The organism is Serratia sp. CY29653 (assembly GCF_052169255.1).
Lineage (GTDB): Bacteria > Pseudomonadota > Gammaproteobacteria > Enterobacterales > Enterobacteriaceae > Serratia > Serratia sarumanii.
The window spans coordinates 1276300-1295550 of the sequence record NZ_JBJNLC010000001.1; the positions used below are offsets into that span (position 1 = coordinate 1276300).

General features: G+C 58.3%; 13 protein-coding genes. 2 read left to right on the plus strand and 11 right to left on the minus strand.

The features are described from left to right. Nucleotides 1-99: 99 nt before the first annotated feature. Nucleotides 100-1011 (plus strand): LysR substrate-binding domain-containing protein, encoded by a 912-nt coding sequence (locus ACJ8HN_RS06140; protein ID WP_442523176.1) that lies wholly within the window; start codon nt 100-102, stop codon nt 1009-1011. A 27-nt stretch (nt 1012-1038) separates the two neighbouring features. On the opposite strand, the gene ACJ8HN_RS06145 is transcribed toward ACJ8HN_RS06140, so the two are convergent. The 4 genes from ACJ8HN_RS06145 to hsdR all read right to left on the minus strand — a co-directional run bounded on the left by ACJ8HN_RS06145 (nt 1039) and on the right by hsdR (nt 7886). Next, nucleotides 1039-2142 (minus strand): nuclease, encoded by a 1104-nt coding sequence (locus ACJ8HN_RS06145; protein ID WP_193169254.1) that lies wholly within the window; start codon nt 2140-2142, stop codon nt 1039-1041. Nucleotides 2143-2152: 10 nt separating this feature from the next. Next, nucleotides 2153-3910, minus strand: coding sequence for a restriction endonuclease subunit S (locus ACJ8HN_RS06150; protein WP_442523177.1), 1758 nt, complete (start codon nt 3908-3910; stop codon nt 2153-2155). Next, entirely contained in the window at nt 3910-5382 is a 1473-nt protein-coding gene (locus ACJ8HN_RS06155) for an N-6 DNA methylase (protein ID WP_442523178.1), read from the minus strand. The genes ACJ8HN_RS06150 and ACJ8HN_RS06155 overlap by 1 nt, the downstream gene beginning before the upstream one ends. A gap of 71 nt (nt 5383-5453) precedes the next feature. Further along, on the minus strand, nt 5454-7886 hold the full coding sequence (gene hsdR / locus ACJ8HN_RS06160) for an EcoAI/FtnUII family type I restriction enzme subunit R (RefSeq protein ID WP_442523179.1): 2433 nt from the start codon (nt 7884-7886) through the stop codon (nt 5454-5456). A gap of 440 nt (nt 7887-8326) precedes the next feature. Here hsdR and ACJ8HN_RS06165 point away from each other — a divergent pair, with 440 nt between their 5' ends. After that, nucleotides 8327-9496, plus strand: coding sequence for a cupin domain-containing protein (locus ACJ8HN_RS06165; RefSeq protein WP_193146255.1), 1170 nt, complete (start codon nt 8327-8329; stop codon nt 9494-9496). Between the two features lie 37 nt (nt 9497-9533). On the opposite strand, the gene ACJ8HN_RS06170 is transcribed toward ACJ8HN_RS06165, so the two are convergent. The 7 genes from ACJ8HN_RS06170 to ACJ8HN_RS06200 form a co-directional block, all read right to left on the minus strand. After that, on the minus strand, nt 9534-10838 hold the full coding sequence (locus ACJ8HN_RS06170; protein ID WP_442523180.1) for a c-type cytochrome: 1305 nt from the start codon (nt 10836-10838) through the stop codon (nt 9534-9536). 11 nt (nt 10839-10849) lie between these two features. Continuing rightward, complete coding sequence (locus ACJ8HN_RS06175; protein ID WP_033648257.1) at nt 10850-11308, minus strand: (2Fe-2S)-binding protein; 459 nt, start codon at nt 11306-11308, stop codon at nt 10850-10852. Next, nucleotides 11308-13530 (minus strand): xanthine dehydrogenase family protein molybdopterin-binding subunit, encoded by a 2223-nt coding sequence (locus tag ACJ8HN_RS06180; RefSeq protein ID WP_342175729.1) that lies wholly within the window; start codon nt 13528-13530, stop codon nt 11308-11310. The genes ACJ8HN_RS06175 and ACJ8HN_RS06180 overlap by 1 nt, the downstream gene beginning before the upstream one ends. A gap of 205 nt (nt 13531-13735) precedes the next feature. Then, nucleotides 13736-14560: a M55 family metallopeptidase gene (locus tag ACJ8HN_RS06185; RefSeq protein ID WP_033648255.1), complete on the minus strand. Its 825-nt coding sequence runs from the start codon at nt 14558-14560 to the stop codon at nt 13736-13738. A gap of 16 nt (nt 14561-14576) precedes the next feature. After that, nucleotides 14577-15632 carry a P1 family peptidase gene (locus tag ACJ8HN_RS06190; RefSeq protein WP_033648254.1) on the minus strand — a complete coding sequence of 352 codons (1056 nt, stop codon included), beginning with the start codon at nt 15630-15632 and terminating at the stop codon, nt 14577-14579. Nucleotides 15633-15861: 229 nt separating this feature from the next. Next, nucleotides 15862-17961, minus strand: a complete 2100-nt coding sequence (locus ACJ8HN_RS06195) for a peptidase domain-containing ABC transporter (RefSeq protein ID WP_442523181.1) — start codon at nt 17959-17961, stop codon at nt 15862-15864. After that, a complete protein-coding gene (locus ACJ8HN_RS06200; RefSeq protein WP_060427803.1) occupies nt 17954-19228 on the minus strand; it encodes an HlyD family secretion protein in 1275 nt (424 codons plus the stop codon). Before ACJ8HN_RS06200 ends, ACJ8HN_RS06195 begins: the two co-directional genes overlap by 8 nt. Nucleotides 19229-19251 lie beyond the last annotated feature (23 nt).

Sequence of the window (19251 nt, forward strand, 5' to 3'; positions counted from 1 at the left end):
TTGCCATTCCACATCGCTTGTTTTGATGTCTGGTATCATGCGCGACGACGTGCCATGATGTCTAATGCATTCCTAAACAACTAAAGATACCTTTGGGGTATGGCTATGATCGAACTGCGTCGCCTGCGGGCGTTCGTCACCGTGGTGGAAGAAGGCAACATCACCCGCGCCGCCGAGCGGCTGTTTATCCAGCAGCCACCGCTGACCCGCCTGCTGCAGGGGCTGGAAGATGAGCTGGGCGTAACTTTGTTGCAGCGCCTGCCGCGCGGCGTACGCGTTACCGAAGCGGGGGGCGTGCTGTTCGAAGAGGCCCGCGCCCTGCTGGCGCGCGCCGAACGCCTGCGCGAAGCGGTGCAGCGCGCCGCCCGCGGCGAGCAGGGCCACATCGCCATCGGCTTCACCAGCTCCGCCGCGCTGCACCCGTTCGTGCCCAACCTGCTGCGCCGCTACCGCGACATCCAGCCGGGCATCACTACCCAGTTGGAAGAAGCCGGCAGCGGCGAACTGATGGAGGCGTTGCTGGAACAGCGCCTCGACGCCGCCTTCGTGCGCTCGCCGGCCAGCGGCATTCCCGGCCTGAGCGTGGAGCCAGTGCTCAGCGAACCGATGATTGTCGCCCTGCCACTGGGCCACCGGCTGGCGCAAGACACGCAGCAGCCGCTGCCGCTGGCCGAACTGGCCCACGAGGCGTTTATTCTCTATCGCCGCCCGGCCGGCCAGGGGCTGTACGACGCCATCCTGGCCGCCTGCCACCGCGCCGGCTTCAGCCCGCGCATCGTGCAGGAAGCACCGCGCCTGCCGGCCACCCTCAGCCTGGTCGGCGCCGGGCTGGGGCTGTCAGTGGTGCCCGGCTCAATGCGGCGGCTGGGCGGCGACGGCATCGTCTACCGCACCCTCGCCGAAGAAGCGCAGCTCAGCGCCCCGCTTTACCTGGCGCTGCGCCGCAGCCCGGCTTCGCCGATCGTCGAGCGGTTTCGGCAACTGGTGCTGGAGACCGTGGGGAAGAGTTGATGATGACGATCCCATCGCCCAGCCCAATTACGCGTCCGCATCCCAATGACGGAAATAGCGTTTCAGCTTCTCAATGGTATGGCGCCACTTCGGCGCCGTCGGTTTACATACCGTATTCTGATTACCGAAAAAGCCGACCTCATTGACCGCATCTTCTTCACTGCGGGTTTCCAGCCATTTTACCGGGACAAAATACTCTGACTTGTCCGGATCATCGGCATTGCGGCGATACAGCTCGCGATACTTAAGCACTTCCATCGCCGGTTTTTCACCGTCTTCGGTGTTGACCGTAAAACTGCTGACGGGCTCTACAGCGCTCTGGACCAAACCGACGCCCACGTAGCCCGTTGCCGGGATCTTTACCCACACGCGGTCGCCAGGCTGGAGCTGCTTTAAGGTCTGGCTGTACCAACTGCCGCCACCGGCGCTGATAAACCCATAGCGACGCGCCTCTTCCCAGCTCCGGCTTAACGGATCGCCAAATGAAACATAGAACTCCCCGTTCCAGGGATCTTTGGTTTTGGCGCTGGTTCCTGCGGTGGCTTGTGCAGCATTGGTTTGCGTCTCACTCGGATCGATAAGCCAGGCGCGGCTTAAGAACTGATCGTCACCGTGCTGGAACACTTTAAAGAACAGCACGTTAATCGAAATGCCATTCTTGCTGAGATAGTCCACGATGCGCTCGGTCGAGGGATCCAGCTCTGCCGCAACAATAATGATCTGATGCGACTGATTCAGGGAGTCCTCTTCAAGCTCGGTGTTGAAGCGCTGCTTAAACGCCTCCCCCAGATTGCCGCCGCCGGAGAATTTTTCGTAAATCTGCGACAGGCGATCGGCGGTGAGATCATCTACCCAGGAGGCATAGTCCAAAGCCTGCGCCACCACCTCGCGCGGCGTGCGATCGCGCTTCAGCTCAATCAGAATCAACGAGGCATCCGGCGCGATAGCCAGCAGATCGATACGCCCCTTATCAAGGGTATTTTCCTGATGGCCGATCAACATCCACTGGTCGGAGAGGATGGTAGGATCGCTTAAGATCATCTTCTCCAGCAGTTGTTCACTGGGGAGCTTGCTGATAGCCAGTGGCTGGGGGGCATCCCCCACCCGCCAGATTGCATGATGAAGCGGCATCGTCCGTTCCTTAGTTTAACGCGGCGTCGGTAAGCGCATCCGCCAGGTGAAGCTGGGTTTTCTGGGCGGATTGCAGGCGGGATTTGAGTTTGTAACAGATGGACATGAGGTTATCAATATGTTCTACAATACGCTTCTGTTCATTCAAGGGAGGGATTGGTAGTACAAATTTAGCAATATTGCCCATACTTAGATTAGCCCTAGCATTATCGACCTGCTTATCAAACATGTACGAAAGACAAATTTCGCTATTGAAGAAATTCAGTAAATATGAAAGAAGCATTGAATTATTTACAACCCTAATCAGACACACCGCTTGGTTGATGTTTGCATTTTTATTCATATTAAAAATTGCGGTTCTACCAATAGATGCCCCAACAATATTCATTAATATATCATTGCGTGTTAATATTGATCTTGGTTCAATCTCATTGAATTTTTTTTCAACATATTTCTCTGAATCAAGAAGGATCTTAAATGAACCAACATTTTCGCTTGTAATAAAAAGAATATCATCAGGATTATCAGTATATGAAACCCCTTGCCATTTTGGTGACGAACCTTTCGTTATAAGTTCTGTAATCGTTTCTAGGCGGCACCACTCCCATCCCTTCGGTAATTCAAATGGTTTTTCCTCATCACTCACTGGCGGCAACGGTTTTTGTTTTTTAATTTTCCCTTCTTTTACCAGCTGCGCTTTTTGCTGCTCAATACGTTTAAGCAGTTCAGAAGCCGGTTCGTCGTTAGGATCCTGCGGCACCAGTTTACCCATCACTGCCAGTTGCAGAATGGTTTGCTGAAGCGCGTCGATACTCGCTTCGGTGGTAAACAGCGTATCGAAATATTGGCTTATTCGCGCCCAGTTTTCGGTGAGTTCATCGGCATTTTGGCTGCCGGTCAGCGTTGCCAGCAGGGTTTCTACCAGTTGTTTATGGGTATCCAGACTGGACTGGGATTGCTGTTCCAGTTGGTCACAAAGGGCCATCAGTTTTTCAACATTGATCACTATCCGTACTTGTTCTGAAAACGGAGCCACAGGAACTAACAAAGACTCCCATTTCCTTTTATTCAAAATAGCTATTGTTGTGCTTGAAGAGTAATTCCACGCTAGTGATTGGAAATAATAGGAAGAAAGACTAATAAAAATAAAATCAGACATATCAACAAAAGGAGTAATAGAATTTATTTGTTGATTAAATGAACATGCTCGATTTATGATTTGGCATTTTCCAATGGTACCAATACAAACCATTAAAATAGAGCCAATTGGGGCAACACGACCTAAGCTATCTGCCCCTTGAACTGAAAGCCCCTCGTTATTGTATACAACTTCTTGTGCAGTAATATCAGCAGGCTTTATAAAGGGAATATCATTTCCAAAGTATTCAGCATTAGATTTTGAAGGTGTACCTCCGGTTTGGGTATATCCTAAAGCCCCTAACCGCACCCACTCCCACCCCACCGGCAGCTCAAACGGCTTTTCATCCTCGCTAATCTCAGGCAACGGCTTCTGCTTTTTAATCTTCCCCTGCTTTACCAACTCTGCTTTCTCAGCCGCGATACGCTTTAACAGCTCAGATGCCGGTTCATCATTCGGATCCTGCGGTACCAATTTGCCGCGCACTGCCAGCTCAAGAATCAGCTCGCGCAGTTTCTTAATGCCATAGAGGTCGATTTTACCGTTGCTGCCTCGCCCGGCGGTGGAGCGGGTTTGCAGGGCAGAAGACCAGATATTGATATGGTCGGTGATCAGCTTCTCAACAGTCATCAGTTCGCCCCCTTGTTACCCGCCAGAGCCGCACCAAGGATATCGCGCAGCTGGTTACGCAGCTCGCTGATTTCCGCCTGCTGCGCCTGGTATTGCGCCAGCAGCTCATCCGGATCGTGGCTGACGGTTTCACCCTGGTACGGATTTTTGATATCGAGGTTGAAGTTATGGGCGATGATGTCGTCGATGCTGACTTGCCACGCCTGGTTGTTTTCCTCGCGGCCGGCAAAACCGTCCGCTTCGTTGCCCCACCAGTCGATTTCGGCCTGGAACTCTTCAAACTTCATCGGTTTGGTTTTGCTGTAGTTCTTCACGCCGTCCGGGTACGGGTGCTCGTAGAACCACACCTGTTTAGTCGGCTGACCTTTGGTGAAGAACAGAATATTGGTTCTGATGCCGGTGTACGGGTTAAACACGCCGTTCGGCAAACGCACGATGGTGTGCAGGTTGCACTCTTCGGTGAGCAGCTTTTTGATTTTGGTTTTCACCCCTTCACCAAACAACGTGCCGTCCGGCAACACCACCGCAGCACGGCCTTTATCGGCCAGCACTTCGATAATCAGCTGCAGGAACAGATCGGCGGTTTCACGGGTTTGCATCTCGGCCGGGAAGTTCTTCTCGATGCCGTCTTCTTCGGTGCCGCCAAACGGCGGGTTGGTGACGATCACGTCAATCTGCTCATCCCAGGAGGACAGCGGTTTATTGAGTGTGTTGTCATGGCGAATTTGTACCGGCACCTCAATGCCGTGCAACAACATATTGGTGGTGCACAGCAGGTGCGGCAGCTGTTTCTTCTCTACGCCGTGAATCTGCGTTTGCAGCGTTTTGTGGTCTTCGGTCGTTTTGACGTAATGCTCTTTCACATGGTCAAACGCGCAGGCGAGAAAACCGCCGGTGCCGCAGGCCGGATCCATGATCGACTCGCCCAGTTTCGGGTCAATACGGTTGACCATAAAGCGCGTCACGGCGCGCGGGGTGTAGAACTCGCCCGCATTACCGGCACTTTGCAAGTCACGCAGGATCTGTTCGTAGATATCGCCGAACAGATGCCGTTCCTGGCTGCTGCTGAAATCGATTTCGTTGAGCTTATTGATCACCTGGCGCAGTAACGTGCCGTTTTTCATGTAGTTATAGGCATCGCTGAACGCCTGTTTGACCACAAAACCGCGCGGATTTTTGTCGATCGGCGCGGTGAGGTTCTTCAGCGTCGGGAACAGATCGTCGTTGACGAACTCGAGCAGCGCATCCCCAGTGATCCCTTCGCTTTTCGCCGCCCAGCTGCGCCATAAATAGCGCTGCGGGATCGGGAACTGGTAATCATCCTGCTCCAGTTCCAGCTCTTCTTCCTGGGTATCGAAAATTTTCAGAAACAGCAGCCACGAAAGCTGGCCAAGGCGCTGCGCGTCGCCGTCTACGCCGGCGTCTTTACGCATAATGTCCTGAAGGGATTTAATCACTGAGCTAATCGACATGTTTTCTTTCCATACTAAAAAAGGATGCCACCGGCTGCGGGAGCAACCCGTGGCAAAATGTTTATGCGCTATCAGGCGAAACGCGGCGGTAACTGATAGATTTCGTTTTCCAGTTCGTTAACCGCCTGTTCGTAAGCCTGCTTGTCACCGAAGCGGGTTTTGATGATTTCCAGCGGGCGCCCCAGCGTATCGAAAGGTTTCAGTTTCAAAACCTGAACGTCTTCGATTTCCTGAACCCCTTCATCGGCATATTTATCCAGCAGCGTGCTGAGCACCTGCTGCGCCGGTTCGGCGTATTTGGTGAAATAGTCACGCTTACGCACGTTGGCGGCGCGCTCCTGGCGAGTTAACGGCGGCTGACCGTACACCACATGGCAGAGCAAATCAAACGGGTCGAGATCTTTCCCCACCTCTTCGGCCAGCACATCCCACAGGATACCCAATTGTTCCAGCTCTTCGATAATGGCCTGTTTGCGCGGCGCCGCCTGCCATTTACGCACAAAGCTATCAAGCGAGGCGAACTCACCGTCTTTGAGCAAGGTTTTACGGGTGTAATCTTGGAAGGACTCAGTGACCAGCTTGCCATCGGCATCGTAATACTGAACGCGTTTGGCCAGCACGCTGACGGTCACGCCATTGACATAGAATTTACGGGTTTTGCCGTCGTCATCCTGATGGAATTCACCGTTCCCCGCCGGTTTATCCGGGTTGGCCTGGTATTCCGCCGATTCTTCATGCGCAGCGCCGTAGGTCTCTTCTGCGTTCTCTTCGGCATCCAACCGTTCATTAAAATCAGACTTCGCGTCTGAAATATCATCAGGTTTCACAACCAGCACTTTTTCCGGTACGCCGTCAAAGCGCTCATCCGCAAACAGCTCAGTCGCTTTTTTGAAATCGAGAATGGTGAACCACAGTTTGCCGTACTTTTCGTTAATGCGCGTGCCGCGTCCGATAATCTGTTTGAACTTGGTCATCGACTGGATGTTCTGATCCAGCACGACCAATTTACAGGTTTGGGCATCCACACCGGTAGTCATCAACTCGGAGGTCGTCGCGATAACCGGGTAGGCTTTTTTAGGATTGATAAAGTTATCCAGCTGCGCCTTGCCAGCGTCATCATCGCCGGTGATTTTCATCACATACTTTTCGTTCTTCAGGACCTGTTCCGGATTCAGCACCACCAACGCGTGGCGCATGCGATCGGCATGATCGATATCGTTGCAGAAGACGATGGTTTTATCCATCGGGTTGGTGCGCTTGAGGTAATCAGTGATGGTCTGCGCCACCAGCATGGTGCGCTCATCAATCACCAGCGTGCGGTCAAAATCTTTCAGGTTATAAATGCGATCTTCAATTTCTGCGCCGTATTTATCCAACTGCCCTTTAAGCGGCCGCCATCCCTGTACGTCAACGTCGATATCCACACGCACCACTTTGTACGGTGCGAGGAAGCCGTCTTCAATGCCCTCTTTCAACGAGTAGGTGTACACCGGATCACCGAAGTAGTCGATGTTGGAGACGTCTTCGGTTTCTTTCGGCGTCGCCGTCAAGCCAATCTGGGTGGCGCTGCCGAAATACTCCAGAATTTCACGCCACGCGGAGTCTTCGGAGGCGCTGCCACGGTGGCATTCGTCGATCACGATCAGGTCGAAGAAGTCGGGTGCCACCTGTTTGTAGGCTTTTTGATACTCTTCGGGGCCGGTTATCGCCTGGTACAATGCCAGATGAACCTCATAGGCCGGATCGATGGTGCGCCCGGTGATTTTGGTCATGGCGTTGCCAAACGGCTGGAAATCGTTATTTTTGGTCTGATCGACCAGAATGTTGCGATCCGCCAGGAACAGAATGCGTTTTTTGTTTTTCGCTTTCCACAGCCGCCAGATGATCTGAAACGCGGTGTAGGTTTTGCCCGTACCGGTCGCCATCACCAACAAAACGCGGTTTTTCCCCGCCGATACGGCATCGACCGTTCGGTTGACCGCCTGCATCTGATAGTAACGGGGGGACTTGCCGCTGCCGTCATCGTAATAATCCTGGCTGATGACAGGCAATTGCTCCTGCGTGAACCCTTTCCAGACAAAGTACTTCTGCCATAGCTGTTCAGGCGTCGGAAAATCGCCAAGTGCAATTTCGGACTCCAGCTGCCGTGGATTGGTTTTGTCATGGAAGATAAAACCGTCGCCGTTGGAAGCAAACACGAAGGGAACGTCAAGCAGACCGGCGTAATCTAGCCCCTGTTGCATCCCTTTGCCGATGGCGTGCTGATTGGCTTTTGCCTCGATCACCGCCAATGGCAAGTTTGGCTTGTGGTAGAGAACGATATCGGCGGATTTGACTTTGATACGGGAAGCCAGTTTTCCGCGCACCACGATCTTACCATCCCGGAGTTTCACTTCCTGCCGAATCTGTGACATCACATCCCAACCGGCTTCCTTGACCGCAGGCAGAATAAATTTGGTGATAATGTCCGTTTCGGTCAGATGTGTTTTGTTTACGCCAGCCATAGCAAAGTTCTCAACGGTATTGGGTTAACTCTGATTTTACACAAATTAATGCTTTACGTAATGACTTGAAACGGGTTTTCAGGCTGTTGTCACCGTTCAGCCTCGTCGAGCGGTTTCGTCAGCTGGTGTTGGAGACCGTGGCGCAGTCATAAAAAGCCCGAACGGCCAATAATAAATGAAGTTCGTTTATTATTGATTTAAACTATTCGGCGACTAAAATTAATTCCACTTAATGACTATTCAACTTCAGATAAATTAATTAAACCCGCTCTCACTTAGTAACAAACGCAAACAAATAAGCGCCTACACAATACATTCCAGCCGCTAGGATTTAAGGGTCACAGCCTATTCCCGCCGATGACAAAACACCTTTCAAGAGCAATTTTGCCTTCCCTGCGCCTGCCTATTCAGACGCGCGTTTTTATATTGGAGAAAATACTATGCTATCGCGTCGTGATATATTGAAAGTCTCCGCCGTCAGCGCGGCCGCCGCCGGCATGATCGGCGGCATCGTAAAAAATGCCGCTGCCGACGATCATCGCAATATCGTCCCCCCCAGCAGCTATCAGCCGCCTGCCGATGCGCAGCATCTCTATAAATACAAATTCACCGACAGCAAGAAACGCAGCCTGCCCAGCGGCTGGGCGCGCGAAGCCACCGTCGAGCAGTTTCCAATATCCGAAGGCGTGGCGGGCGTGGACATGACGCTGGAGCCGGGCGGCGTGCGCGAGCTGCACTGGCACGCCATCGCTGCCGAATGGGCGTTTATGCTGGAAGGCCATGCGCGCATCACCATCCTCGACCCCGAGGGCAAATGCGAAGTGGCGGATTTCGGCCCCGGCGACGTGTGGTATTTCCCGAAAGGCTATGGCCATTCCATTCAGGCGCTGGCAGACGGCGCGCATTTTATTCTGGCGTTCGATAACGGCCATTTCTCCGAGTTCGGCACCTTCAGCATTACCGATTGGGTGGCGCATATGCCGAAAGAGGTATTGGAAAAAAGCGTCAACATGCCGGCGGCGGTATTTTCCAAGGCCAAACAGGGCGAGGCCTATATTGTCGGCGGCGCCGTTCCGCCCACCTTGCCATTGCCGAAAAACGACGGCGGATTAAATAACGCCCCGCTGACCCACCGCTATGAATTAATGAAGCAAAAGCCGTTCTTTGAAAATGACGCCGGCAGCGTGCATTTGGTGTCGTCGAAAGAATTTCCCATCTCCACCACCATGACCGGCATCATCGAGATCGTGAAACCCGGCGCGATCCGGGAATTGCACTGGCACCCCAATGCCAACGAATGGCAATACTATATTGCCGGCAAAGGCCGCATGACGGTGTTCAGCTCGCACGGCCACGCGCAGACGGAAGAGTACGCCCCTTCAGACGTCGGCTACGTGCCGCAGGGCTTCGGCCATTACATCGAGAACATCGGCGATGAGGATTTGAAGGTGCTGATCGTGATGGACAATGGCATTTATCAGGATATTTCGTTGTCCGACTGGCTGGCGAAAACCCCGGCCTACCTGCTGGCGGATAACTTCAACAATCAGGTTGAGGACTGGCAGGATAGACCGAAAGACAAACGGGTGATGTCGCGCCGCAGCCGCTGACGCCACGGCGAGGGAGAAGCTCCCTCGCCGCTTTTCTTTACTGCTTGCGCTGCTCCGCCACCTGTTTGGCGGTGACTTTGCCCTGCTTATCGCCGAAATGGCCGACCACGAAGTTGGCGACCGCCGCCACTTCTTCGTCGGAATAGGCGCTGCCGAACGCCGGCATCATTTCATGCCGTTCGCCGATGCTGATGCTCGTCCCCTTCAGGATGGCCTGCACCACGCTGCGCCCCTGCGGATCGTTCACCGCCGTGCTGCCCACCAGCGACGCATACTCGCTCTGGCGGCCCGGCCCGTTCCACTGGTGGCAGCCGCTGCAGTCGTTGGCGAACACCCGCCGCCCGAGCGACTGCTCTTGCCCGCCCGGCAGGATCGGCGTGGAAGCCCCCGCGCCCTTCGGCTGCAGATTTACCGCCGCGGCGGCGTCGCCGGCGATCGGTTCGATATCGCGCAGGTATTTCACCAGCGCCAGATTATCTTCCGGCGTCAGGAACTGCAGGCTGTTTTCCACCGCTTCCGCCATCGGGCCGGCGGCGCTGCTGCGCCCCGGCGCATGGCCGGTGGCCAGATATTGCGACAGCTGCTGGTCGCTCCAGCCGCCGATGCCGGTCTGTTTGTCCGGCGTGATGTTGGCGGCGAACCAGCCCTGCACCACTTCACCGCTCAGGTGCTTGCTCTGGTTAAGGCCGAACCCCAGATTGCGCGGCGTATGGCACTCGCCGCAGTGGCCGAGCGCCGTCGCCAGATAGGCGCCGCGATTCCACTGTTCATCCTTGTTGAGATCCGGCGCGAAGCGCTGCTCCTGGAAGAACGCCAGGTTCCAGAATTTCATGCCCCAACGCTGGTTGAACGGGAACGACAGGTCGTTTTGCGGGTTGGCCTGCTTCACCGGCGGCAGGCTGAACAGATAGGCTTTTATCGCCAGCACGTCGTCGCGGCTCAGCCCGGTGTAGGAGGTGTACGGCATCGCCGGATACAGGTTGCCCTGCGGGCCGATGCCCTCACGCACCGCGCGTACGAACTGATCGTCGCTCCAGTTGCCGATGCCGGTCTCCTTGTCGGCGGTGATGTTGGTGCCGTAAATGGTGCCGAACGGCAGTTTGAAGGCGAAGCCGCCCGTATAAGGCGTGCCGCCCGGCGCGGTGTGGCACGCCACGCAGTCGGCGGCGCGCGCCAGGTACTCGCCGCGCGCCAGTTTATCGGTGATGCCGGCCGGCGCTCCGGCGATCGGCGCCGCAGGCTCCGCGCCGGTGGGCCGCAGCAGCGTGTACAGCGCATATCCTCCCGCCAACACCACCACGGCGATAATCAGCCATAACAGCCCTTTCAAGGCGTTGCTCATCGCATCTCTCCCTAACCCAACGCCTTGGCGGCCTGGTGGATGGCGGCGCGAATGCGCACATAGGTGGCGCAGCGGCAGACGTTGCCGCCCATCGCCGCGTCGATGTCCGCATCGCTCGGATTTTTACTTTGCGCCAGCAGCGCGCTGGCGCTCATGATCTGGCCGGACTGGCAGTAGCCGCACTGCACCACGTCCAGATCAAGCCAGGCCTCCTGCACCGCCTTGCCTTCCGGCGTGGCGCCCACGGCTTCGATGGTGGTGATTTTTTTGCCGACGGCGGCCGAAATCGGCGTCATGCACGACCGCACCGGCACGCCGTCCAGATGCACGGTGCAGGCGCCGCACATGGCGATGCCGCAGCCGAACTTGGTGCCGGTCAGGCCGGCTTCGTCACGCAAGAACCACAGCAGCGGCATGTGCGGATCGCCCTCGAAGGTCAGCGGCTGCTCGTTTACGGTTAATTGAATCATCAGGTTCTCTCCTTGTCAGACGCCGGGTTCGCGGTGGGATTATGCAGCGGCAGGCTCAGCGAGGTGCGCGGCCGCCCGAGCAGCGCCAGCGCATTGCCGACCGCCGGGGCGATGGTCGGCACCCCCAGCTCGCCCACGCCGGTCGGTTTCTCGCTCGAGGGCACGATGATCACCTCGATCTCCGGCATCTCATCGATGCGCAGCGGGCGGAAGTTATTGAAGTTGGACTGTTCGACCACACCGTCTTTCAGCGTGATGTTGCCGTACAGCGCCATGCTCAGGCCGTAGCCGATGCCGCCCTCGATCTGCGCGCGGATCACGTCGGGGTTCACCGCCACGCCGCAGTCCACCGCGCACCACACCTTGTGCACTTTCGGGATGCCGCCTTCGCCGATCGACACCTCGGCCACCTGCGCCACATAGGTATCGAACGCCTTGGCGACGCCCACGCCGCGTGCGCGTCCGTCCACCACTTTCGCGCCCTGCCAGTCAGCGGCTTTCGCTACCGCCCGCAGCGCGCCCGCGGCGCGCGGCGCGTCGCCCATCAGCGCCAGCCGCCCTTCGACCGGATCCTGGCCGGTTTCCTGCAGCAGTTGATCGATAAAGCTCTCCACCGCGTGGCCGGTGTGGGTGCTGGCGACCGACCGCAGCGAGGTGGTCGGCACCTTGCCGGGCACGATGTGCGCATCGCAGCGGAAGGCTTCGAAGGTGTATGACACCTCGCTGGCGCCCTCGACCATCATCTGATCGAGTCCGTTGACCACCAGCGCATCCATCGCGCTGTGGCGCGTCCAGGAGTGGCCGACCACGGTATCGGTCCAGCCCACCACCTTGCCGCCGCGAATGGCGCCGCGCAGGCGGTGCAGGATCATCGGGCGATACCAGCCGTTGCGGATGTCGTCCTCGCGCGTCCATACCACCTTCACGCCGTGGCCGGGGCCGATACCCTTGGCCGCCGCCGCCATGTCGGCCGCCAGATCCGGCCCCAGCGTCGGGTTGCCTAAATCGATGCGCCGGCCGAAGCTGCCGCCCGCCAGAATGGTTTCAATCTGCACCTTGTCCGGCGGCAACTCGAACAGATCGCACAGCTGCTTGTGATCGAGCGTTTGAATTTGGCAGCCGTAGCGCGCCTTGACGCTCTCGCCGTCCCAGAACAGATAGCCGTCCAGCGGCTCCATCGGCGCGTGGGCGACGTACGGGAAGGTGTATTCGGCCTCGATCACCTTGTCAGCCTTGTCGAACACCTCGTCCGGCTTGCCGTGGCTCTTCGCCACCACGCCGGTTTTCTGCGCCACCTGGCGGAATTCGGCGTAAATCTCCTCGGTGTTGCGCCGTTCGGCCTGCGCATCGTCCCACGTCACCTTCAGCCGCTCCCGCCCCTGGATCGCCGCCCAGGTATTTTTGGCGTAAACCGCCACGCCGGTGGCGATTTGCTTCACCGCTACCACCCCCGGCACCGCCAGCGCGCGTTCGGCGTCGAAGGTCGCCACCTTGCCGCCGAAGCGCGGCGGCTTCTTGATGGTGACGGTCAACATCTCCGGCTCATGGATATCCTGCGAGAACTGCGCGCTGCCGTTGGTTTTCGCCAGCGAATCGACGCGATGCAGGCCGCGCGTTTTGCCGATCAGGGTGAAATTAGCCGGATCCTTCAGCGTCAGGCTGGCGGGATCGGGCGGCGGCAGCGTGGCGGCCAGCGCGGCGAATTCGCCGAAGCCCGCTTCGCGTCCGCTGGCGGCATGGCGAATCTTGCCCGCCTGCACGGTGATTTCCTGCGCCGAGGTTTTCCAGCTCTGCGCGGCGGCCTGCACCAGCAGCGCTCGCGCCATGGCGCCCATGCGGCGCATTTGCTCATAGGCATTGGCCACCGAGCTCGAACCGCCGGTGCCCTGGAATCCGAAGGCCAGATTTTTGTAGATATGGGTGTCCACCGGCGCGGCGACGACCCGCACCTGCGCCCAGTCGGCATCGAGCTCTTCGGCAACCAGCGTCGCCATGCCGGTATAGACCCCCTGGCCCACTTCGGTGTGTTTACTGATGACGGTGACGACGCCGTCGGCGCCGATCTGAACGAAGGCGTTGGCGTCAAACGCTGCCGCGCCGGAGGCGGCCGGGGCATTCGACCGCGCCAGCGCGCCGGTGGACGGCAGATAGGCGCCGATCACCAACGCCCCGGCACCGACGATAAACCGCCGCCGCGAAAGCGGAACTTGGGATATGCTCATTGCTCATGACTCCAAAAAAGCCGAAGGCGTCACTGCCTTCGGCGAAACAAATCTTGTTATGGGAATGGGTTGTTGCGCCCGTCGGGTGACATAGCGCAACAGAGCAATAATTAGCGTAGCCTATTATCCAGCAGGCCTAATCTTGATAAGGGATTTTTTCGTTGAGGAATCGTGCGCTGCGGGCGGGTAGCCCGCACATCGTGCATCAATTCTGCGTCGTCGCCAGATACGAAAAGACGCTGAGCAGGCGGATTGGCGCCGCCATGTTGTCGCTGTCGAAGGCCACGGTGAGCGCGTCCTGGCGCTCCACGCCGGGCACCAGGCTGAACAGATCCGCCAATACCGGTTTGGCCGCCATCAGCGTCAGCCGGTAAGGCGGCATGAAGCGGCGCTCCACCGGCAGCTTCCCGCCCTGGCGCACCTGCTGCATTGCCCGTTCGCGGATCTCGGCGCGCGCCCGCTGCGGGCTGAGCGATTCGGCGGCGGTTTGCGAGATCGCACGCTTGACGCAGGCATAGCCGACGTGCGGGTAACGTTCCGCTACCCAGCGTTGCAGCTCGTCGTCGCCGCTCACCAGCCACAGCGGCACGTTCAACTCGGCCGCCGCCGCCGCGTACAGATCGCTTTCGCCCACCGCTTCGCCGTTCAGGCTGACGCGGTAAAAGGCCCGGCCGTTGATGGTATGCGCCAGCACGCCATGCTCGCCGGCGGCGCTGTGGTAGCCGATGAACATCAGGCCGTCGTAACGTTGGTGTTGCAGCCCTTCCACCATCGACAGCCCACGCGGTTTACCCTGCACCAGGCGCGCGCGCCCATCGAGGCGATCGGCGCGCAGATTCTGCATCATGGCGTGGCTGTCGGCCACCGTCACCGCGGTGGCCCCGCCGGCGAAAGCGCCGTCGATGGCTGCGTTGACCTCCTGCTCCATCAGCTCGCGCGCCGCCGCATAGTCGGCATGGGCCGGGTTGCATTGCTCCGGCCGCATTACGCCGGCGATACCTTCGATATCCGCAGAGATAAAGACTTTCACGTCACGCTCCCGTTATTTAATTTTCCGCCAACCGATCGAGCAGCGGGCCCAGCGCCATGCGATCGTGCCGCTGAAAACCGCTAACGCCCTCGGCGCTCAGCAACGCATCCAACACCGCGTATTCGGTGGCGTCCGCCGCCGCCGCAAACAGCGGCTCCAGCCGTTCGTCCGGCAGCGTTGCCCCCAGCAACCGGGTGGAAAACGCCAGCGCGATATCGCCGGAGCCGTGCCCCCAATGGCTGCCCACTCGCCCCAGGCCCGCGCCCGCGCGGCGGGCGATGCGGTTAAGCTGGCGGCTGTCCAGCGCCCGATCGCAGGCGATGATGATAATGACCGAACCGGCGTCCACCTGCGGCGGCGGATCCGCCAGCAGCCTGCCCAGCGCCTGGCCAACGCGCACGCCGCTCAGCGTCAACGAGTCGAGGGTGCCGAAGTTGGCCAGCACCAGCACGCCGAGCGTGGTGCCAAGCCCCGGGCAATAGCGCGAGGCGGTGCCGATGCCGCCTTTCAGGCCGAAGCTGCTCATGCCGCGCCCGGCGCCGACGCTGCCGCGCGCAAAGCGGGTTGAATGGTTATCCAGCGCGCTGAAGACGTGCTCCTCGCGCACCGCCATCGCCTGAATATCGTTGAGGTAGCCGTCGTTGCACTCCAGCACCAGCGGGTTGATGGTGGCGCTGCCGCGGCCGATCTGCGGGTAGCGCAGACAGCTGCGCCGCACCATGGCATTGAACAGCGTGCCGACGGCGAAAGTGTTGCTCAGCAGGATCGGCGTTTGCAGCACCCCCAGCTCGTTCAGCTGCACCAGCCCCAGCGGTTTGGCGAAGCCGTTAAGCACCGCGCTGCCGCACGGCAACGGCTGGTTGAACAGATCGCCCGGCGGCACGATGGCGGTAACGCCGGTCTGGCATTCGCCGTCGGCCAAGGTGTGATGCCCGACGCTGACGCCCGGCACGTCGCACAGGGTGTCGGTCGGGCCGGCCGGATAGCGCGCACCCGGCAGGCGGCGATGGCGCCGCCAATAGCTCAGCAGATTGTCGAGGCTTTGTTGTTCAAACGCCTGGCTGTCCGTCATGGTTCCCTCATCCGCCGTTAGCCCATCAGAAAACCAGAATATCGCGCAATGTAAGCGCCCAGTAAATTGAAAACCGGAGCGGGCAGAAAAAATAGCCTTGCCCCATCGCCGTTCAGACCAACTCGCCGGCATGTGGAGGACCATTTTGGGCGGCCCGCAGGCCTGAGCATATTGGGTTTTTAGGGGGCAAAACAGGGTTAACGGCCGGTGCCGCTGGTGATATCCCCCCTTATCCAAAATGGATGACCCGATCTGCCGACGCAATGGTCGTTTCACGGTGGGCAATGATCACCTTCGTGATATTGAGTCTCTTGATGGCCTGATTCACCACAGCTTCGCTCTCCTTATCCAGCGCACTGGTGGCCTCATCCAGGAACAAAATCGCCGGCTTCTTGTAAATCGCCCGGGCAATGAACAGGCGTTGCTTCTGCCCGCCGGACAATCCTTCCCCCAGCTCGCCGATCGGAGTTTCATATCCCATCGGCATACGCATGAGCACGTCGTGCAGATAGCTGGCACGGGCACAGGCTTCCATCCAGGCGTCGTCCACCTCGTCTGCGAACCCGCAGATATTTTCCCGGATCGAGCCGGAGAACAGCTTGTCGTCCTGCATCACACAGGCGATCATCTTGTGGTAGTTGTTGATGCCAAGCTGCCGGATATCGACGCCGTTCACCTCAACCCGCCCTGAGTCTGGGGGAAACAACCCGCACAGCACCTTCATCAGCGTGGTCTTGCCGGCGCCCGACGGGCCCACGATGGCCACGCTCTCGCCCGGCGCAACACTGATGTCCAAGGCATCAAAGACCGCCGGTGACTGGCTGTCATAACGATAGCTCAGGGCATGGGTCGTCAATCCCAAAGGTTGCAGGCCCGCCGCGTAAGGAAGGTCCGGTTTACGGTTTTCTCGTGGGTGCAAGGCGATATCGGCGATGCGCTCGTTATGCAGGCTCATCATACGCAGCTGCAGCAAAAATTCCGTCAGCGACCCGATGCGGTCGGAAAACTGCCCGCGAAAGGCGCCGAACGCCACAAACATGCCGAGGGTCATCTGGTTATCGATCACCAGGCTGGCTCCCAGCCAAAGAATAACGACCTGATCGCAGGCGGCAATGAAGGTGTTGATCCCGCCAAACAGCATGTCCATACGGGTGACCCGGATACCGGTATTGATGGTGTCGATTTCAAGGTTGAGCCAATGGGCAATGCGACGTTCCGCCATGCCCTGCATCTTGACGGTGGCGATACCGTACAACGTCTCCATAAAATACGAGCCGGCGCGGGCCTCCCTGACCAGCGCTTCTTCGGACAGTTGGCGATAATAGCCGTAGGTCAGCAGCCGCATCAGCACGTAGAGCGCGGTGAACGCAATCACCACCCAGGTCAACCAGCCGCCATACAGCACCATCATCACCAGCACACCGATCACCATGATGCCGTCCATGATGGCGCCGACAATGCTCGTGGTGAAGGTGCTGCGCAGCGTATCCAGCGAGCCGAAGCGCGACTGAATGTCACCCAGCTTGCGTCGTTCAAAGTAGCCCAGCGGCAGGCGCAACAGGTGGGTAAACAACCCGGATTGCCACTGCACGTTGATGAACGTCGACATGACCAGCCCGGACCAGGCGCGCACCATGCCGACAGCTGCCCGCAGCAGGATGAACAGCATCAGACCAACGCAAATGAGCGTCAGTAACCCGCGATCGTCGGCGGGAATAGCATGATCCATCACCAGCTGCGTGCCGATGGGCATCACCAGGTTGATGGTTTCGAACACCAGAGACAGGCAAAAGATTTTGCCGAGCGCCCCCTTAAGACCGTGTACGCTGCCAATCAGCGTGCGCAGGTGAATGCGGTGGCGGACGCTGTCGGCGGTGAAGGCGCTGCCGGGCCAGGCCTCAAGCGCCACGCCGGTAAAACTGTGCGACAGTTCCGTCAGGCTGATGGCCCGGCGCCCGCGCGCCGGATCATGCAGCACCGCGCGGTGCCCCTTGATACTGACCAGCACCACGAAATGGTTGAACTCCCAGTGCAAAATACAGGGGAGTTTCAGCGCGCTGAGCTCGTCAATATCAAGTGATAGAGGGCGAGTGGCCAGGCCCAGCTGTTCGGCTATACCGGTTAACCCGGTCAGCGTGGCGCCGCGGGTCGACAGGCTGAACTGCCGACGCAGCGCGATCAGGTCGACGTTTTTACCATAGTAACCGCAGATCATCGCCAGGCAGGCCAGCCCGCATTCTGACGACTCGGTCTGGTGCAGCATCGGAACCCGGTGGCGCAGCCGCAGATCCAGCTGGCTGATCCGCTGTTTGAACGTGGGCTTACTCATTGATCGGCCCCGTCGCGCTGTGTTTCATGTCGTAGAACGGTGACAACATCCACTGATAAATCTGCCTTTTTTCCAAAAACAGGGTGCTTTGCGCTTTCATGCCGTTTTCCAGGCTCAGACGTTTACCGTCATAGGCAATGACCTGTTTTTCCGGAATGACGATCGTCTTGTAGTACGGCACGGCGGCGGTCAGCGCCGCTTTGGGCGCCCCCTGGTAGGTCAGCATTTCCTGCGGTGAGGCCGGGGCTTTGGAGATGACGGATACCGTAGCGGCAAACTGGCCGAATTTCTCCGCCGGAAAGGCGTCATAACGCACATTGACTTTGTCACCGGCGGCGATGTAGGGGATGGCGTCGTTGGGCACCCATAGCACCAGGGCGTAGTGAGCGATATTGTGGGGGATCACTTGCAGCAGACTGTCACCGACGTTGACCATCTGGCCAACCGTGACGCTCAGCGAATCGATGCGGCCGTCGGCCAGCGCGCGAACGATGATCGCCCCGCCGGCATCAATGTTGAGCCGCTCCTTCTGCAGCTCGTGGCGCTGCAGCTCCATCTGGTAAATCTGGTTGTCGAAGTTGGCGGCCTGGATATGGATCTGGCTTTCCAGCGCGGTGATCTGCAGCGCATTCTGTTCGTTCTGGCCGGACAGGCCCAGCAGGTTATTCTGCTGCTGGTAATACAGCGCCACCTGGTTGGTGAGCTGATCCTTAGTGATCAATCCCTTGGTTTGATAGTGCCGGTAATTCTCCATATTTTCCTTCATGATGCGTATCCCTTCCTGGGCGCGTTTGAGGATGTCGGTTGAACGGGTGAACGCGGCGGTATACTGCGCCTTTTGTTTTTCCAGCATGGTAAGCGTGGCCTGCTTGCTGCTTTCCAGCCGGCTGATGATTTGCGCAATGCGCGCCAGCTGGCCGTCGATATCCCGCTGCTGGTTATCGCTGACTACACCGCTGCGGGTGCTTCTGCTGACGTCAATCTGGTAAATGGGCGCGCCGGCGGCGATCACCTGCCCTTCGGTGACGAATTGTTTGACCACCACCCCCTGGACGGCGGAATAGACGTTGGCGGCTCGGGGATAGGTGCTGATTTCGCCGGTCACGTTGACCCGCCGGGTATAGGTGCCGGCGATTGCGAAGGTGAGAAAAGCAATGAGAAAAAACAGGCAGAGCCCTGCCGTAAGCCAAAAGGGAATACCGGGTAGCAGGATGGCCCGACCACGCCATTTCATTTTCTGATTATCGATCGCTTCCTGGCGAAACATGATCAGCGTCCCTTATTGAAAGC